We start from the raw sequence: 17,002 nt of genomic DNA, 5'->3' as shown, positions 1-17,002 counted from the left end.
AGGATAGAATCAATGATTGCGGGTCGGAATGTGCGGATAAAGTCGGGTCAGGCGATATAAGAAGTCAGGCCGCTACAGGTACTAGGGAAATGGGATGGACTCCCCTCATAATCGGCATCGATGTGCCATGATTAAGGTGAATATCGTTAATCAATGAGGAGAGTCCTATGACTATTATGCGTATTGGGTTGGATTTAGCCAAGAATGTTTTTGATGTGCATGGTGTTGATGAGCAAGAAAAACCAGCACTTCGAAAGACGATTAAACGTTGCGACCTTTTACCGTTTTTTGTTCATTTGCCGCCTTGTATTGTCGCAATGGAAAGTTGCGGCAGTGCCCATTACTGGGCCAGAGAATTAATAAAATTAGGCCATAAGGTGAAGTTGATAGCCCCACAGTTTGTTGCACCGTATCGCAAAGGTAATAAGAATGACCAGAATGATGCTCAGGCAATATGTGAGGCTGCTTCCCGGCCTGATATGAGGTTTGTAGCGATAAAAAACGAAGAGCAACAAGCCATATTGGCGATGCACCGAATTCGCGCCCTTCTGGTGTCCGAACGCACAGCGTTGGTCAACCAGATACGGGGGCTATTGATGGAATTTGGCGAAGTGCTGCCTCTGGGACGTGAAAAGCTACGCATGCTACTGCCCGAGTTGCTGGAGGATGCAGAAAATGGATTGCCACACCTGCTTCGAACATTGATCCACAGACAATATAGACGCCTGTGTGACCTGGACCGTGAAATTGCACAGTATGAGCGTGATATTACAATACAGGTGCAACAAGATGAGGACGCAAGACGCTTGATGGAAATTGAAGGTGTGGGACCGCTGACTGCATCTGCGTTGTTAGCCAGCGTGGGTGATATTGGGCAATTTAAAAACGCCAGACAGTTTACCGCATGGTTAGGATTGGTTCCCCGGCAATGGTCTTCAGGAGGAAAAAATCGTTTAGGCAGAATTACAAAACGAGGCGATGTTTATTTGCGAACCTTGCTGGTACATGGAGCTCGTGCTGTTATGCGATTTGTGGAGAAGAAAAGTGATCGAAAGAGCTTATGGGTCAAAGCAGTTAAAGAACGACGTGGTTTTAACAAGGCAGCCGTAGCGCTGGCTGCTAAACATGCAAGGATAATTTGGTCAATATTGTCGAATGGCACCGCATACCGCGTTATGCCAGCGTGATAAACACAAGTTAAAGCAGTCGATGCGGGGTATAGAGTAAAGAGTTGCAAAGAGTATGACATGATGGCACAACAGGTTGAACCGACGACAGCTAAACCAGCGTTCGCAGCGGGCCATAATAGGCCGTTAGGGAAATTAGGCGCTGTCGAGCGGATCTCCATCAGGGTCCCTGTCGAGAAAAGACAGATTATGAGGCCGGATACAAGCAAGCAGTTAAACCGATAGTGCCAGCAGTTATCTCTTGCAAAACGAGGGGAGTCCATACAAAACTGCGAATAAGTCCTGCAATTTAGTTCTTGAACCAGTCTTTGCACTTACCGTCTAATTTTTGAACGCTAAATTTTCAATTTCGGCAAATATACTGCCGTTTTAGGCCTGATTTCGGCCTTATTCCGGGTTATTCCAGGATTTCAGATAGTTCTTGGCTGTCGCCTTAACATCTGGTCTACTTTAAACAGGTTCGCCAAGGTGAATAACATGGCTAACTGTGAGTCATTTTTCATCAGTCCTTTATAGCGTGCTTTGATAAAGCCAAACTGACATTTGATGATCCGAAACGGATGCTCCACTTTTGCTCTGATGCTGGCTTTTAAGTATTCGATGTTAATGGCCGTTTTGTTTTTGCGAGGATGCTTTTTCAGTGCCCGGACTTTTCCGGGGCGTTCAGCAATCAGTTATTCCACATTCGTATCTTGCAACTCTTCCCGTTTCTCTGCGCCCTGATAACCGGCATCGCCGGAAACGAATTCTTCTTCGCCATGCAACAGGTTCTTCAACTGGTTCAGGTCATGCTCGTTTGCGGCGGTGGTCACCAGCGTATGGGTGAGGCCACTCTTGGCATCCACACCAATATGGGCTTTCATACCGAAGTGCCATTCATTGCCTTTCTTAGTCTGATGCATCTCCGGGTCACGTTCATTCTTTTTGTTTTTAGTGGAGCTGGGCGCTTCAATAATCGTCGCATCCACCAATGTTCCTTGCGTCATCATCACACCGCAGTCAGACAGCCATTGGTTGACCGTTTTGAATAATTTGCGAGTCAGCTTGTGCTTTTCCAGCAAGTGCCGGAAGTTCATAATGGTAGTGCGGTCTGGAATGGCTTTATCCAATGACAGTTGCGCAAACTGACGCATCGAAGCAATTTCATATAACGCATCTTCCATCGCTTCATCACCAAGGCTATACCATTGCTGCATACAATGAATGCGAAACATGGTCTCAAGCGCATACGGACGTCTGCCATTGCCTGCTTTAGGATAAAAGGGTTCAATCACTTCCAGCAGTTGAGACCACGGCAGCAGGTTATCCATTCTGGATAAGAATATCTCTTTAAGGGTCTGACGGCGCTTACTGGAAAACTCGCTATCAGCAAAGGTTAACTGTTGGCTTATGGGCGGTAACGTTTATGATTTACTATGCAGCTATGCTCTCACATCGGGGACTTAATCGCATCTTCCCAAGCTGTCCTGTTCTGGTAGGTCATAAACCTGCTTCTCGGATTTGGGGCCGAACAGCTGCTTCTTGAACCAGTCCAACTGATGGGTCAGTTGGCGAATGGACTCCGCCTGAGCGCCCAACTGCTCCCGCAACACGGCATTCTCCTCGGCCAGGGCCGAGTAAGAAGGTGCGTTGGAAGAAGGAGTGGAAGCCGTTGAATTCATGGCCGTTATTATACCCGAAGTCCACTCTCTATACCCCTCGAAAACGCTTGAACTGCCGGCATTTTTGCACTTCGATACCATCGATCAGCAGTTGCAGATCCGTCAGGGTCAGGGCCCGCTGACCAGAGGCAGATAACGGCACCCGGAACTGTCCCTGCTCCAGGCGCTTGGCCCACAGGCAATAACCGGTGGCGGTAAAGTACAGCATCTTCATCTGAGTCTTTCGACGGTTGACGAAGACAAAATACTGGCCGCTAAGTGGGTCGTGCTTCAACTGATTCCGGACCAGGGCGCTCAAGCCCCCGAATGATTTGCGCATGCCGGTGGGCTCGGTGCACAGCCAGATGCGCGCCTGGCTATCGAGCCCGATCATCCGTTCTGGCTCAGCCGCAGTTCCACGCCGTTGCCGAGGCTAAGCACAATGTTCCAGCCTGGGCCGGAGGATGGAGAGTTGCTCATCAACGACGAGAGATCCAGAAAACCGGCTTCACCGGGACCTGACGACTCATCAGTCGACGGATCGGACAGGCGCTTGCGCCAGTTACAGAAGCTGGCGCAACCGATCTCCTCCTGTTTACAAAACTGCGGCGCTGACAAGCCGCAGGCGCGCTGCTGATCAACCAGGGTCTGCCACTGTTCTGGAGTACGGTGCTTTCTCATAAGGGTAACCTCGTGCTGGGAAATGTGAGGTTACTGTAGGGCGAAATTTACTGGGGTGGCAGGACGTCGCGGAATGAACGTGTATGGACAACCTGTGTTGTTTCTACTGTGACTACTTACCGTACCTGAACGTGGCGGGGAGCGCCGTTTACGATATCAACGTCCACATCTCATCGGCCGCCAGCCTGATAGGGATGGCCTGCGATACTGACATCACCCCGGGTTCACCGCCACGGCAACAGCAGATAGGCTTGCGTAAAAACGGTCACGGATAAGATCTGCGGTCAGTCACAACTGAAACGGCACGTCTGAATCATTCGTGCCGCTCAGATTAACCAACTGAGCTACCACTTGGTCGGATCCATTAGCTTCGGCGACTGCGCTGCAACGTTTCCGACGGCAGCTCACCAAACATCTTACGATAGTCGGATGAAAAACGCCCAAGATGGGTAAAGCCGTAGTTCAAAGCGCCTTCCGTCACATTCCGAATAGCCTTGCCACCAGCCAGTTCTTTACGCAGGCTTTGCAGCTTGGCTTGCTTGATGAACAGCTTCGGCGTCACACTGAAATACTTGGCAAACAGGTTGTAGACGGTGCGGGTACTTACATTTCCCACCTGCGCCAGCTCTTCAATGCTCAGGTCAGCGCGGATATTGGCCTCAATGTAAGCCAAGAGGCTGGAAAAACTGCAATCATTGGCGTGTAGGTCACGCTCTGAGGCAACATTGCTGCTGAACTGTTGCAGCAGCTTGCGGATCAGAATTTCACGGTAGGGCCGCTCCACATGCTCCGGACCCAACAACTCGCTGCCATCGGCCTCAGTTAACAGCGCATCCAGCAACTTCATGAGACATGTCGATTCACTCAAGTTTATAATGTCAGATGAAAACATGACCCCTTCACGAGGCAATGAGCCTACCTGATCAAGGCATATTTCGTTGATCAGCGCTTGAGGCACTGCAATAATAACTTTTTCACAATCAGCAGAATACGTTAGCGACACTTGCTCATAGGCATTAACCATAAGTGCTTGACCAGGCAACATCCGAATGTGCTTGTCCTGGAAGCGCCAACAACACTCACCTCGGACCACAAGCTGAAAGTGGTAGATCTCTCGAGGTTCGGAGCAACGAATATTCACCTGATCACCGTAGCGGATGAGTGACAGCCCGAGGCCAGCAAAATCACGGTAATTGAGGTAAGCGGCTTGGGTGAGACTGCGTACCCGATCTGCAGGTTCCAGCATGTGGTGTCCGACATGACGCTTGAAGTATTCGGATACTTCAAGCGGGTCTGCCTGAGCAAAAATCACGGAATTAATGAGCACATTTGATAACATGGTTTGCATCGTATGATATAATTTTTATAGTTAAACTAAGATTAGTTAATATTTTGTAAGATTAGTTAATATTTTGTAAGATTAGTTGATATTTTGTAAGATTAGTTGATACTTGGGGGGAATTCAACCGCTTTCTTTGGTTCATCGCGGGTTAGAGTGAAAAAGTAAGAGACGGGCTTTCTGGCGTCAACTACCTTGTCCGGTCCGCGACAATTATGATGGCCGGTTGGGTGGTCTTACTTTTTACTCTTTCCAGCCTGCTTAAGCTGTTGCTGTGTCGTCGGTAGCTTTCCCCCTCTAATTCGATAATCGTCGCGTGGTGTATGAGTCGGTCTACGGCGGCTACGGTCATCATGCTGTCCGGGAAGATTTGATCCCACTCGCTGAATGGCTGGTTGGCAGTGACGATCAAGCTGCCACTCTCATAGCGGTGAGCGATGAACTCGAACAGTACCTGGGTTTCTGCATCCGTTTTTTAACGTAGCCAATATCGTCAATGATGATGACCCGGTACTTGTCCAGTCGTGTCATGGCGGTCATCAGATCAAGGTCGCGCTTGGCTTGCTGCAAGTGCTGAACCAGGGCTATCGCCGGGAACAGTTTGCAGCGCACGCCCTGTTCGGTGAGTTGATGGCCCAGGGCATTGGCAATGTGGGTTTTGCCAGTGCCGCTAGGGCCGATCAAGAGCACATTGTCGGCATGGTGTGCCCAGTCATTGTCTTGTTGCAGCTTGGCCAGTGCGGCGTTGCAGGGGCGACTAAAACGGCTTTGATCCAGCGCAGAGAAGGTTTTGTTGGCCGCAAGCTTAGCCTCTCGTAGCCACTTCTGAGTTCGACGCTGGTAGCGATCTGAGAGTTCGTATTCACACAAGGCTGCCAGGTAATCCGTATGTGACCAGTTCTTTTCAATGGCCGTTTCCCAGAGCGATTGATAGTGACGGTGGAAGGCCGGCAGACGGAGTTCTTTAAGCAGTAAGGCGACGGAGTCAGTCATATCGACGCCTCTTGGCTGCGGATCGAAGTCAGCAAGTCGTCATAACTGACCAGGGTGTGTTGATTTGAAGCTGAGAATTCGAGGTCGGGATTGCCACGAAGGTAGCGTGACTGGATCTCGGTAATTGACGCGAACCGGCCGACCCGGGCTTCTATCAACAGGTCTTCCCCCAGCGACTGTTCATCATCATATTCACTGGCCAGCCGAAGGACGGTCACGATCCACTTGCAGGCTTCACGGGGGTCAAGATGCTCATCCGCGAGTTGCCAGAGTTCGCGGTAGTTGTCGTCTGGAAGCAGGTCATCACGCAACTGAGAGTAGCGGAAGGCCTGTGGCTTTGAGGCCAGCGAGCAGATCACGTGCCGGTAATTGACGCTGCGGGCACGGTTCTCACTCGTCTTGGGATAAACGCGTGGCAATGTCACAGCCGGTTGCTGACCAACGAACAGCACCAGCTTGTCGTGGTGCAGGCGGATTTGGACCGACTCTCCAATCAGTCGCGATGGCACGGTGTAGACAACGCGGCGGACTTCGATCGTTGAGCTGCGCGTCACCTTGAGATGGAGGGTCTGATACTCGGCGGCTGTAAACTCCGACAGTGGCTGCAAGGCGGTCTGCTCTTCAAGCACACGGGACCGGTTGCGCCGATTGAGTTTGTCAGCAGCGCAATCGATAAACTCCTGGTACTGCTCGATACTCTCGAAGTCATTGTGGCCGCGCAGTAACAGCTGTTGTGCCAGGCGCTTCTTGAGCGAGCCATTGGCACACTCCACCACACCGTTCTCATGGGACTGCCCCAGATTATTTCGGGTGGGCGTCATGCGGTAATGCTGGCACAGCTCGCTGTAGGGCTCGCTGCAATCCCGTCGCCAGAGCCGCATAACTCTCACCGCCCTGAACCACGGTAACCGAGCGCCAGCCACTGTAGGCCAGACGGAACTGATAGAGCAGATGTGGAAAAGCCTTGGACTGAATCGTCACAGGGTTATCTGGGTGGGTAAAATCCGAAAATCCCTGCTGTGCCAAAACGGCCTGTTGGCGAAAAATGACCTCGCGTTCCGGCCCATACAGTGCTCGCCATTGCTTCACCCGACATTGCAGAGTGCGCAAAATGGTCTGGTCGTAGTGCTCAGGGTATTGCTCTTGCAAATAATCCAGCAGGGTTGTTCCGGTCAAGTCAGGCTTGGCTTCTAGCAAAGGGAGTAACTCTGTCTCCCAAACGGCTTCCAGTGGATCTTCTCGGGTGCGCCACTTTGTCGGTGCTGCATGTACAGCTCCTCTTGTCAGTTGGTTATGTGTTGGCCTGGCACCCTTTGCTCCACCATGGAAAACAAGGGGCCAATTGTTACACCCAACCGGCCAAGATAGTTGTCGCTAACCGGTCATCCTAATTGTCGCCGAACACTTCCAGGAGCGGTGCTCGACCAGGTGCATGAAATACTGCCTGAGCTGATCGGTGCTAAGCTGGTCGGGAGAGGTGTCGAAGAAGTCGCCGACCTGCCGCAGGCAGCGGGCGTACATATCGATGGTCTTGGGGCTTTTGCCCCGCAGGGTGAGTTCGGTGAGGTAGCGTTGGTGCAGGGATTGGAAGCGAGCGTGTTCGTTGGCGTTCATGGGGTGTCTCCTCTGGTCCCCTTCCGGGCTGGAAGGGATCAGAGAAGTACAGACGAATTACGCCTCTGCCGCGTAGCGGCTTCGTTCAACTACTCAATTGAACATAAGATGCAATGCAAAACCGAGTCTTTGCAGCCCTAGGATAAAGAGTGCACTCACTGGATAGTTATTCCTAGGGCTGCCCTTCAATATGTATAAAAAAAAAAGGAGGGTAGTCTGTGCATAATAATCTGATAGCAAAAGTAGGCGGTCTGATTGAAACCGATGAAAAAAAAGGCCTGTATCGTAGTCGACGCGACATGTTCACTGATCCTGAGCTGTTCGAGATGGAGATGAAGTACATTTTCGAAGGAAACTGGGTTTATTTGGCGCATGAAAGCCAGGTTGCAAATGCAAACGACTATTTTACCGGTTATATCGGACGCCAGCCCATTGTTATTACCCGCAATAAAAATGGCGAGCTGAACTGCTTTATCAATACCTGCACCCACCGTGGCGCTATTCTTTGTCGCAAAAAGAAGGGTAGCAAGGCAGTTTTAACCTGTCCTTTCCACGGCTGGAGCTTCAATAACTCCGGAAAGTTGATCAAGGTCAAAGATCCCGACGATGCTGGCTATCCGGATTCCTTTGACTGCAGAGGCTCTCATGACCTAAAAAAGGTGCGCATGGAAAGCTACAAAGGCTTCCTTTTTGGCTCGCTGAATGATGATGTCAAGCCGCTGACTAAACATTTGGGCGAAGCAGCCAAAATCATCGACATGATTGTCGATCAGTCACCGGAAGGTCTGGAAGTGTTGCGTGGCTCATCGACTTACATCTTTGACGGCAACTGGAAATTGCAGGCCGAGAATGGAGCCGATGGGTACCACGCATCTGCTACTCATTGGAACTACGTTGCCACTGTGGCTCGTCGTAAGGCCGGCATGTCCGCTGATGATGTTAAGGCGATGGACCTGTCCACTTTTAACAAGCAAACAGGTGGATTCTATGCATTTGAACATGGCCACATTCTGCTGTGGATGGAGTGGCCTAATCCGGAGGATCGCCCACTGTACGAGCGCCGAAACGAGCTGGTCGAAAAATTTGGCGCTCATCGTGCCGACTGGATGATAGGGAAGTTGCGTAACCTTTGCCTGTACCCGAACGTATTCCTGATGGATCAGATGAGCTCCCAGATTCGTCACTTCCGTCCAATCTCCGTGGACAAGACCGAAGTCACCATTTATTGCATCGCGCCCAAGGGAGAAAATGCTGAAGCGCGTACCCACCGCATCCGTCAGTACGAAGACTTCTTTAACGCTTCCGGCATGGCGACCCCGGATGACCTTGAAGAGTTTCGCGCATGCCAGCAAGGTTTTAAGGCCATGAAACTGCCTTGGAATGACCTGAGTCGTGGTGCTGCTCACTGGATCGATGGGCAGGATGAAGAGGCGATGACTATCGATTTGCACCCTGTGATGAGTGGTAAGAAGACTGAAGATGAGGGTCTGTTCATTGTTCAGCACCATTACTGGCAACAAATGATTGCCGAAGCGGCGCGCAAGGAAAAGGGAGAGTAACCATGACAATCAGTTACGACGAGATTCGTGATTTTCTGCATTCTGAGCAGCGTGCGCTGGACGATAAGGATTATAGCCATTGGCTTGAGCACTATGATAAGAACTCTGAATTCTGGGTGCCGTGTTGGGATGTGGACGGCGAGCTGACGGACGATCCGCAGTCAGAGATGTCATTGATTTATTATGATAAACGGGATGGAATTGAGGATCGTGTTTTCCGCATCCAGACAGAGCGCTCCAGCGTCAGTTCAATGCCGGAGCCGCGTACCCAGCACATGCTGAGCAACCTGGAGGTGCTCGCTGTATCGTCCAGTGATGCAAAAGTGCGCTACAGCTGGATGACCCACAGCGTACGTTATGACAATGTAGATACCTATTTCGGTACCGCGTTTGTCAAGCTGATTCGTGGTGAAGACGGCAAGCTGAAAATCAAGAGCAAGAAGGCTGTGCTGAAGAACGACTACATCCACCACGTTGTGGATATCTATCACCTTTGAATTCGTCCGGATATATAAGCCTAATGGCTTCCCTGTCAGTCAGGAATAGCCACGAGGCTTCCATCCGGATTCCCGGATCTGAATTAACCAGTTTAATAACAAGTGCCTCTCGGTGTGTCGTCGGCACCCTTGAAATGGGCCTGAGGTATCAACCAGTGTATAAAGTAGCGCTCAATTTTGAAGATGATGTAACTCGATTTATTACCACGTTACCGATGGAGACGGTGGCCGACGCCGCTTATCGTTCGGGAATCAATATTCCGCTCGACTGCCGTGATGGTGCCTGTGGTACCTGTAAGTGTCACTGCGAATCGGGCAGCTATAAGATGGATGGTTATATAGAGGATGCGCTGTCCGTTCGGGAAGCCGAACAGCGCTATGTTCTGACTTGCAGCATGATTCCGGAGTCGGATTGTGTCGTTACCGTGCCGGCCACGTCAGAAGTCTGTGTGCGTAGCCAGCAAGCCGACGTACATGCCAGGTTGACTGAGATTAACCATCTGTCTGACTCCACCCTGTCCTTTGCCGTTTCCGGTGATCAAGTGCGGGCCATGCATTTTCTGCCGGGGCAGTATGTCAATGTACAGGTACCGGGGACTGACCAATGGCGCGCCTATTCCTTCAGCTCCATAGTTAACCAGGCGAACGAATCGGTATCTTTCCTGATCCGTGCGGTTCCCGGCGGGCTGATGAGTACCTATATGGCAAACAAGGCGAGCGTAGGTGACAGTATAACCCTGCGAGGTCCCTTTGGCAGCTTTTACCTGCGTGAAGTGAGGCGCCCGGTACTGATGCTGGCTGGGGGAACGGGGCTGGCGCCCTTCCTGGCGATGTTGGAAAAGATTCAGCAGGACGGAAGCGCTCATCCGATCCACCTAATCTACGGCGTTACGCACGATATTGATCTTGTCGAGCTGGACAAGCTTAAAGCCTTCGCCGTGGCCATCGATAATTTCACATTTGATGTCTGCGTGGCCTCAGAAAATAGCAGTTGGCCGCAGAAGGGTTACGTCACAGATTATATTGAACCTAGTGATTTGAATGATGGTGATGTTGATATCTATCTGTGTGGTCCGCCGCCGATGGTCGAAGCTGTTAGCAGCTTTATGCAGGAAGTGGGTATTCAACCGGTCAGCCTCCACTACGAGAAATTTACGACCAGCAAGTGAGGAATTCTAAATGAGAGTCGAACGTTTTGAAAACCGCGTCGCTATTGTGACTGGTGCTGCCCAGGGCATCGGTCGTGCCGTTGCCCTACAGATGGCTGCTGAAAAAGCCAGCCTGCTGCTGGTGGATCGCTCCGATATTGTCAAAGAGGTGGCAGAGGAGGCCCTGGCCGCCGGCGCGGCAAGCGTCCAGATCAGCGTCGTTGATCTGGAGCGGTATGCGGATGCCTGCAAGGCAGTCAATTTGGCGGTAAGTCATTTTGGCCGCATCGACATTTTGGTTAATAACGTTGGCGGTACGATCTGGGTCCAGCCTTATGAAGTCTACGAGGAAGAGCAGATCGAAGCCGAGATTCGTCGCTCCTTGTTTCCGACCCTTTGGTGTTCCCATTCAGTTTTGGCACAGATGCAAAAACAACAAAGTGGAGTGATCGTGAATGTGTCATCTCTAGCAACCCGAGGTTCTAACCGTGTGCCCTATTCGGCGGCCAAGGGGGGTGTAAACGCTTTGACCGTGTGTATGGCGTTAGAAAATGCCAAATATGGGATCCGTGTCAACGCAGTAGCTCCTGGTGGTACTGATGTTGGCCAGCGGCGGATTCCGCGTAATAGTAAAGCCATGAGTCAATTGGAGAAGGGGTGGTATCAGGCTATCGTTGATGAGGCTACCGAAATGAGCTTCATGAAGCGCTACTGCTCACCGGAAGAGCAGGCCAATGCCATACTTTTTTTGGCGTCTGACGAGGCTTCCTATATCACAGGTACGGTGCTGCCGGTGGGTGGCGGGTATCAGGGGTAACCCTCTTGCTCCAATTAAGAGCTTTACACGGAGTACTCCGGTGGTTGAGTAGAATGATTGGCACCGGCTGACGTCGCGCTTGAAATGTAACGTTGGGATCTTCAAGGAAATCTTAAGGGGAGAGGAGGTATGGCTCGATTTCAGGTGTATAATTGCACAACGGGCGACGATTTTACCTGCCAAGAAGGCCAGAGCGTCCTCAAGGCCATGGAGCAATGGGGCCTGAAGTGCGTGCCTGTCGGTTGCCGAGGCGGTGGCTGTGGCATCTGCAAGGTCCGCGTGATTGAGGGTGAATACAGGTGCGGAAAGATGAGCCGCGTACATGCCCCGCCCGAAGCCATTGAACAGGGGGAGGTCCTGGCCTGCCGGATCTATCCAGTCACCGATCTGACTATTGAGTGCCTGGAGCCATCGGCTCCGGGCGATACGAGCGAGCAAACAACAAGAGCGTTGAGGTAACTGTTATGAAAAAAGGTGTAATGCGTCCCGGCCACGTACAGATCCGGGTTCTCGATATGGGCGAAGCCGTCAAACACTACACCGAGCTGCTGGGCATGATCGAAACCGATCGTGACGACCAGGGCCGGGTGTATCTCAAAGCCTGGACCGAGGTGGACAAGTTCTCCCTGGTGCTGCGTGAAGCAGACGAGCCCGGCTGCGATTTTATGGGCTTCAAGGTAGTGGACGAAGACACTCTGGTTCAGCTGGAAAAAGACCTGGTGGCCTACGGTGTTGAGGTGGAACAGGTGCCGGCCGAAGATCTGAAGGATTGCGGTCGCCGCGTCCGCTTTACCGTGCCCTCCGGCCATGCCTTCGAGCTATATGCCGACAAGAAGTACACCGGCAAGTGGGGCGTTTCCAGCGTGAACCCGGAAGCCTGGCCCCGTGGCCTGCAAGGCATGAAAGCCGTCCGCTTTGACCACTGCCTGTTCTACGGCCCTGAGTTGGCTGCTACCTATGACATTTTCGTGAACGTGCTGGGCTTCCATCTGGCCGAACAGGTACTGGACCCCGAAGGCACCCGCGTAGCGCAGTTCCTGACGGTCTCCATGAAGGAGCACGACGTGGCCTTCATTCATCACGAAGAGAAAGGCAAGTTCCACCACGCGTCCTTCTTCCTGGATACCTGGGAAGCGGTCCTCCGGGCGGCGGATCTGATCTCCATGACCGATACCTCCATCGATATCGGCCCGACCCGTCACGGCCTGACCCACGGCCAGACCATCTATTTCTTTGACCCGTCCGGCAACCGCAATGAAGTGTTCTGTGGCGGCGATTACTTCTACCCGGATCACAAGCCGGTGACCTGGCAAGCGGAGCAGCTTGGCAAGGCGATTTTCTACCACGATCGCCAGGTGAACGAACGCTTCATGACGGTATTGACCTGATTTTTCAACCGTTCGACAGGCCTATCTATAACAGGATTAGTCAGCAATGAAAGACATCAAGCACTACATCAACGGGCAGTACGTTGGCTCCGCCAGCGGCAAGCTGTTCGACAACGTCAACCCGGCCAACGGCAAGGTGATCAGCAAGGTTCACGAAGCCGGTCGGGACGAGGTGGACGCCGCCGTTAAGGCCGCAAAAGCGGCCCTGCGCGGCCCCTGGGGAAAGATGACGCTGGAGGAACGCACCAGCATCCTGCATAAGGTGGCGGACGGCATCAATGCCCGTTTCGACGAGTTCCTGGAGGCGGAATGCCTCGATACCGGCAAGCCGAAATCCATGGCGAGCCACATCGACATCCCCCGGGGTGCGGCCAACTTCAAGGTATTCGCGGACATGATCAAGAACGTGCCCACGGAGTCCTTTGAAATGCCCACGCCGGATGGCACCGGCGCGCTGAACTACGCCGTACGCCGCCCCAAAGGCGTGATTGGTGTAATCAGCCCCTGGAACCTGCCCCTGCTGCTGATGACCTGGAAGGTCGGCCCCGCCCTGGCGTGCGGCAACACCGTAGTGGTTAAACCTTCCGAGGAAACCCCCACGACCACAGCGCTATTGGGCGAGGTGATGAAAGAGGCCGGTGTGCCGGATGGTGTTTACAACGTGGTGCATGGCTTTGGCGGTGATTCCGCTGGTGCCTTTCTGACTGAACACCCGGACGTTGATGGTTTCACCTTTACCGGCGAAACCGGCACCGGCGAAATCATCATGAAAGCAGCTGCCAAAGGCATCCGGGACATCTCCCTGGAGCTTGGCGGCAAGAACGCCGGCCTGGTGTTTGCCGACTGCGACATGGACAAGGCCATCGAAGGCACCATGCGCTCGGCCTTTGTGAACTGTGGCCAGGTGTGCCTGGGCACCGAGCGCGTCTATGTCGAACGGCCCATCTTTGACGAGTTTGTGGCCCGTCTCAAAGAGGCAGCTGAGGGGCTAAAAATCGGTCCGCCAGACGATGCTGAAGCCAACCTGGGACCACTGGTCAGCCTCAAACATCGTGAAAAAGTCCTTTCCTATTATCAGAAAGCCGTGGATGACGGCGCCACTGTGGTTACCGGTGGTGGCGTTCCAGAGATGCCGGACGAACTGGCCGGTGGTGCCTGGGTTGAACCCACCATCTTTACCGGGTTGTCGGAAGATTCCGCGGTGATTACGGATGAGATCTTCGGCCCCTGTGTCCACCTGTGCCCGTTCGACACCGAAGAGGAAGCCATCGAGCTGGCCAACAGTCTTCCCTACGGACTGGCGTCGGCAATCTGGAGCGAGAACATCACTCGTGCCCACCGTGTGGCGGGCCAGGTCGAAGCTGGCATTATCTGGGTCAACAGCTGGTTCCTTCGTGACTTGCGCACACCCTTCGGGGGTAGCAAGCAGTCCGGCATTGGCCGCGAGGGCGGTGTGCACTCCCTGGAGTTCTACACCGAGATTAAAAACATCTGCGTAAAATTGTGAGACGATCATGACAGCATCTGAAAAAAGCCCCGAAATCGGGCGTGAGATAACCGCTGCCGGGTACCGCACTAACGTGCATGACCATGGTGGCGACAATGGAAAGAGTGATGTCCCGGTGATGATGATCCACGGCTCCGGCCCCGGCGTGACGGCCTGGGCCAACTGGCGCCTGGTGATTCCGGAACTGGCAAAGCACCGTCGTGTGGTGGCGCCGGACATGCTCGGCTTCGGTTACACCGAACGCCCGGGAGACAACACCTACAACCGTGAACGCTGGGTGGCCCATGCCATCGGCGTTATGGACTCGCTGGATCTGGAGAAAGTGGATCTGATAGGCAACTCCTTCGGGGGTGGCCTGGCCCTGGCCTTGGCGATCGAACACCCGGAGCGGGTTCGTCGCCTGGTGCTGATGGGGTCTGTAGGTGTCAGCTTCCCGATCACCAAGGGCCTGGACGAAGTCTGGGGTTACCAGCCCTCGCTGGAAACCATGCGTCGGTTGATGGATGTATTTGCCTTCAACAAGGGGCTGTTGACCGACGAACTGGCAGAAATGCGTTACCAGGCCAGCATTCGCCCCGGTTTCCAGGAGTCTTTCGCGGCCATGTTCCCGGCACCTCGCCAGCGTTGGGTTGATAACCTGGCCAGCCGGGAAGAGGACATCCGCGCGCTGCCCCACGAAACCCTGCTCCTGCACGGCCGTGAAGACGAAGTGATTCCGCTGGAGGCTTCCCTGAAGCTGGCGGAGCTGATTGACCGCGCCCAGTTACACGTGTTTGGCCGTTGTGGCCACTGGACCCAGATTGAACATGCTGGCCGCTTTGCCCGGTTGGTTAACGACTTTTTTGATGAGGCCGACAAAGCGGCTTCCGGAGACGCCTGATGGAACCGCAAAAGATCCAGATGCTCGGCGACGAGCTGTACCAAGCCATGATCGCTCGGGAAGCGGTATCCCCACTCACCAGCCGTGGCGAAGACATCAGCATTGACGACGCCTATCACATTTCCCTGCGCATGCTGGAACGCCGGCTGGCGGATGGAGCCTCCATCATCGGCAAGAAGATTGGCGTCACCAGCAAGGCCGTGCAGAACATGCTGAATGTACATCAACCGGACTTCGGGTACCTGACCGACGACATGGTGTTCAACAGTGGCGAAATCATGCCCATCAGCGACCGACTGATTGCGCCTCGCGCCGAGGGCGAAATCGCCTTCATCCTGAAAAAAGACCTGATCGGTCCCGGCATCACCAATGCTGATGTACTGGCGGCGACCGAGTGTGTCATGCCGTGCTTCGAGATTGTCGATTCCCGCATTCAGGACTGGAAGATCGCCATCCAGGACACGGTGGCCGACAACGCCTCCTGTGGACTTTTTGTATTGGGCGACCAGGCCGTGTCTCCCCGCAAGGTGGACCTGGTGACCTGCGGCATGGTGGTGGAGAAGAACGGCAGCGTGCTGAGTGCTGGCGCCGGCGCTGCTGCTTTGGGTTCCCCGGTGAACTGCGTGACTTGGCTGGCCAACACCCTGGGCGAGTTCGGCATCACCCTGAAGGCCGGCGAAGTCATCCTGTCCGGCTCCCTGGTTCCGCTGGAGCCGGTCAAGGCCGGTGATTACATGCGCGTGGATATTGGTGGCATCGGTAGCGCCTCCGTGCGCTTCGCCTGATCCGGATCAGAGAGGACAACATTATGAGCAAGAAAATCAAAGCAGCCATCATCGGCTCGGGCAACATCGGCACCGACCTGATGATCAAGATCCTGCGCAATGGCCAGCACATCGAAATGGGCGTGATGGTCGGGATTGATCCCGAGTCTGACGGCCTGGCCCGTGCCGCCCGCATGGGCGTGGCCACCACCCACGAGGGTGTGGACGGCCTGGTGAAAATGCCGGAATTCGCCGACATCGACATCGTCTTTGACGCCACCTCCGCCAAGGCCCACATGCACAACGAGGTGTTCCTGCGCGGTCACAAGGAAAACATCAAGATCGTCGACCTGACCCCGGCGGCCATCGGTCCTTACTGCGTGCCGGTGGTGAACCTGGAACAGAACCTTCAGGAAGGCAACGTCAACATGGTCACTTGCGGTGGCCAGGCCACCATCCCGATGGTAGCGGCGGTCTCCCGGGTCGCCAAGGTGCATTACGCCGAAATCGTGGCGTCGATCTCCAGTAAATCCGCCGGCCCCGGTACCCGCGCCAACATCGATGAGTTTACCGAAACCACCTCCAAGGCTATCGAGATGGTCGGCGGTGCCCAGAAGGGCAAGGCCATCATCATCCTGAACCCGGCCGAGCCGCCCCTGCTGATGCGCGACACTGTCTACGTGCTCTCCGACGCCGCCGACAAGGTGGAAGTGGAAGCCTCAGTCGAGGAGATGGTCCAGGCCGTGTCGTCCTACGTGCCGGGCTACCGCCTGAAACAGAAGGTGCAGTTCGACGACATCCCCGAAGATCAGCCCATGAACGTCCCGGGCCTGGGCCGCTTCAGCGGCCTGAAGACCTCCATCTTCCTGGAAGTGGAAGGCGCCGCCCATTACCTGCCGGCCTACGCCGGCAATCTGGACATCATGACCTCCGCGGCACTCGGTACCGCCGAGCGCATCGCTGAATCGCTGGTCAACTGAGGAGGAAC

At 53.9% G+C, this 17,002-nt stretch carries 19 protein-coding genes and 2 pseudogenes; 11 read left to right on the top strand and 10 right to left on the bottom strand.

The annotated features are described in order from the left end of the window. The first annotated feature begins 167 nt into the window (after nt 1–167). Nucleotides 168–1,187, top strand: coding sequence for an IS110 family transposase (locus tag KIU71_RS17340; protein ID WP_156087399.1), 1,020 nt, complete (start codon nt 168–170; stop codon nt 1,185–1,187). Nucleotides 1,188–1,597: 410 nt separating this feature from the next. Here the strand turns inward: KIU71_RS17340 and KIU71_RS17335 are convergent. The 10 genes and pseudogenes from KIU71_RS17335 to KIU71_RS17300 all read right to left on the bottom strand — a co-directional run bounded on the left by KIU71_RS17335 (nt 1,598) and on the right by KIU71_RS17300 (nt 7,454). After that, nucleotides 1,598–2,578 (bottom strand): annotated as a pseudogene (locus tag KIU71_RS17335) (IS5 family transposase). Between the two features lie 63 nt (nt 2,579–2,641). After that, a pseudogene (locus tag KIU71_RS18185) lies at nt 2,642–2,728 on the bottom strand (hypothetical protein); the annotation flags it as partial. A gap of 148 nt (nt 2,729–2,876) precedes the next feature. Next, a complete protein-coding gene (gene tnpB / locus KIU71_RS17325) occupies nt 2,877–3,221 on the bottom strand; it encodes an IS66 family insertion sequence element accessory protein TnpB (protein WP_156087400.1) in 345 nt (114 codons plus the stop codon). Continuing rightward, nucleotides 3,218–3,508 (bottom strand): IS66 family insertion sequence element accessory protein TnpA, encoded by a 291-nt coding sequence (tnpA, locus tag KIU71_RS17320; RefSeq protein ID WP_156087401.1) that lies wholly within the window; start codon nt 3,506–3,508, stop codon nt 3,218–3,220. Before tnpA ends, tnpB begins: the two co-directional genes overlap by 4 nt. A 364-nt stretch (nt 3,509–3,872) precedes the next feature. Then, entirely contained in the window at nt 3,873–4,847 is a 975-nt protein-coding gene (locus tag KIU71_RS17315) for an AraC family transcriptional regulator (RefSeq protein ID WP_214132575.1), read from the bottom strand. Nucleotides 4,848–5,037: 190 nt separating this feature from the next. Then, entirely contained in the window at nt 5,038–5,259 is a 222-nt protein-coding gene (locus KIU71_RS18165; RefSeq protein ID WP_390881945.1) for an ATP-binding protein, read from the bottom strand. After that, entirely contained in the window at nt 5,256–5,840 is a 585-nt protein-coding gene (locus tag KIU71_RS17310) for an ATP-binding protein (protein ID WP_390881944.1), read from the bottom strand. Before KIU71_RS17310 ends, KIU71_RS18165 begins: the two co-directional genes overlap by 4 nt. After that, on the bottom strand, nt 5,837–6,661 hold the full coding sequence (locus KIU71_RS17305) for a Mu transposase domain-containing protein (RefSeq protein ID WP_231506617.1): 825 nt from the start codon (nt 6,659–6,661) through the stop codon (nt 5,837–5,839). Before KIU71_RS17305 ends, KIU71_RS17310 begins: the two co-directional genes overlap by 4 nt. Continuing rightward, nucleotides 6,642–7,037, bottom strand: coding sequence for a hypothetical protein (locus tag KIU71_RS17915; protein ID WP_231506618.1), 396 nt, complete (start codon nt 7,035–7,037; stop codon nt 6,642–6,644). Before KIU71_RS17915 ends, KIU71_RS17305 begins: the two co-directional genes overlap by 20 nt. 177 nt (nt 7,038–7,214) lie before the next feature. After that, on the bottom strand, nt 7,215–7,454 hold the full coding sequence (locus KIU71_RS17300; protein ID WP_231506619.1) for a phage integrase N-terminal SAM-like domain-containing protein: 240 nt from the start codon (nt 7,452–7,454) through the stop codon (nt 7,215–7,217). 218 nt (nt 7,455–7,672) lie between these two features. On the opposite strand from KIU71_RS17300, the gene benA reads away from it, so the two are divergent. The 10 genes from benA (at nt 7,673) to KIU71_RS17250 (ending at nt 16,994) form a co-directional block, all read left to right on the top strand. Beyond that, on the top strand, nt 7,673–9,013 hold the full coding sequence (gene benA, locus KIU71_RS17295) for a benzoate 1,2-dioxygenase large subunit (RefSeq protein WP_156087404.1): 1,341 nt from the start codon (nt 7,673–7,675) through the stop codon (nt 9,011–9,013). Between the two features lie 2 nt (nt 9,014–9,015). Then, a complete protein-coding gene (locus KIU71_RS17290) occupies nt 9,016–9,510 on the top strand; it encodes an aromatic-ring-hydroxylating dioxygenase subunit beta (RefSeq protein ID WP_156087405.1) in 495 nt (164 codons plus the stop codon). 155 nt (nt 9,511–9,665) lie between these two features. Then, a complete protein-coding gene (gene benC, locus KIU71_RS17285; RefSeq protein ID WP_231506620.1) occupies nt 9,666–10,679 on the top strand; it encodes a benzoate 1,2-dioxygenase electron transfer component BenC in 1,014 nt (337 codons plus the stop codon). A 10-nt stretch (nt 10,680–10,689) separates the two neighbouring features. Further along, nucleotides 10,690–11,475, top strand: coding sequence for a 1,6-dihydroxycyclohexa-2,4-diene-1-carboxylate dehydrogenase (locus tag KIU71_RS17280; RefSeq protein ID WP_156087406.1), 786 nt, complete (start codon nt 10,690–10,692; stop codon nt 11,473–11,475). Between the two features lie 129 nt (nt 11,476–11,604). Next, nucleotides 11,605–11,934, top strand: a complete 330-nt coding sequence (locus KIU71_RS18160; protein ID WP_156087407.1) for a 2Fe-2S iron-sulfur cluster-binding protein — start codon at nt 11,605–11,607, stop codon at nt 11,932–11,934. Nucleotides 11,935–11,939: 5 nt separating this feature from the next. Continuing rightward, nucleotides 11,940–12,863 (top strand): catechol 2,3-dioxygenase, encoded by a 924-nt coding sequence (locus KIU71_RS17270; RefSeq protein ID WP_156087408.1) that lies wholly within the window; start codon nt 11,940–11,942, stop codon nt 12,861–12,863. Between the two features lie 46 nt (nt 12,864–12,909). Beyond that, nucleotides 12,910–14,370 carry a 2-hydroxymuconic semialdehyde dehydrogenase gene (locus KIU71_RS17265; protein WP_156087409.1) on the top strand — a complete coding sequence of 487 codons (1,461 nt, stop codon included), beginning with the start codon at nt 12,910–12,912 and terminating at the stop codon, nt 14,368–14,370. 7 nt (nt 14,371–14,377) lie between these two features. Continuing rightward, nucleotides 14,378–15,250, top strand: a complete 873-nt coding sequence (locus tag KIU71_RS17260) for an alpha/beta fold hydrolase (protein ID WP_156087410.1) — start codon at nt 14,378–14,380, stop codon at nt 15,248–15,250. Next, nucleotides 15,250–16,035: a 2-oxopent-4-enoate hydratase gene (gene dmpE, locus KIU71_RS17255; protein ID WP_156087411.1), complete on the top strand. Its 786-nt coding sequence runs from the start codon at nt 15,250–15,252 to the stop codon at nt 16,033–16,035. The genes KIU71_RS17260 and dmpE overlap by 1 nt, the downstream gene beginning before the upstream one ends. 23 nt (nt 16,036–16,058) lie before the next feature. Continuing rightward, nucleotides 16,059–16,994: an acetaldehyde dehydrogenase (acetylating) gene (locus KIU71_RS17250; protein ID WP_156087412.1), complete on the top strand. Its 936-nt coding sequence runs from the start codon at nt 16,059–16,061 to the stop codon at nt 16,992–16,994. Nucleotides 16,995–17,002: the final 8 nt, after the last annotated feature.

The organism is Alteromonas oceanisediminis (genome assembly GCF_018474025.1).
GTDB lineage: Bacteria > Pseudomonadota > Gammaproteobacteria > Enterobacterales > Alteromonadaceae > Alteromonas_E > Alteromonas_E oceanisediminis.
This window is presented reverse-complemented; position numbering and strand designations above follow the sequence as displayed.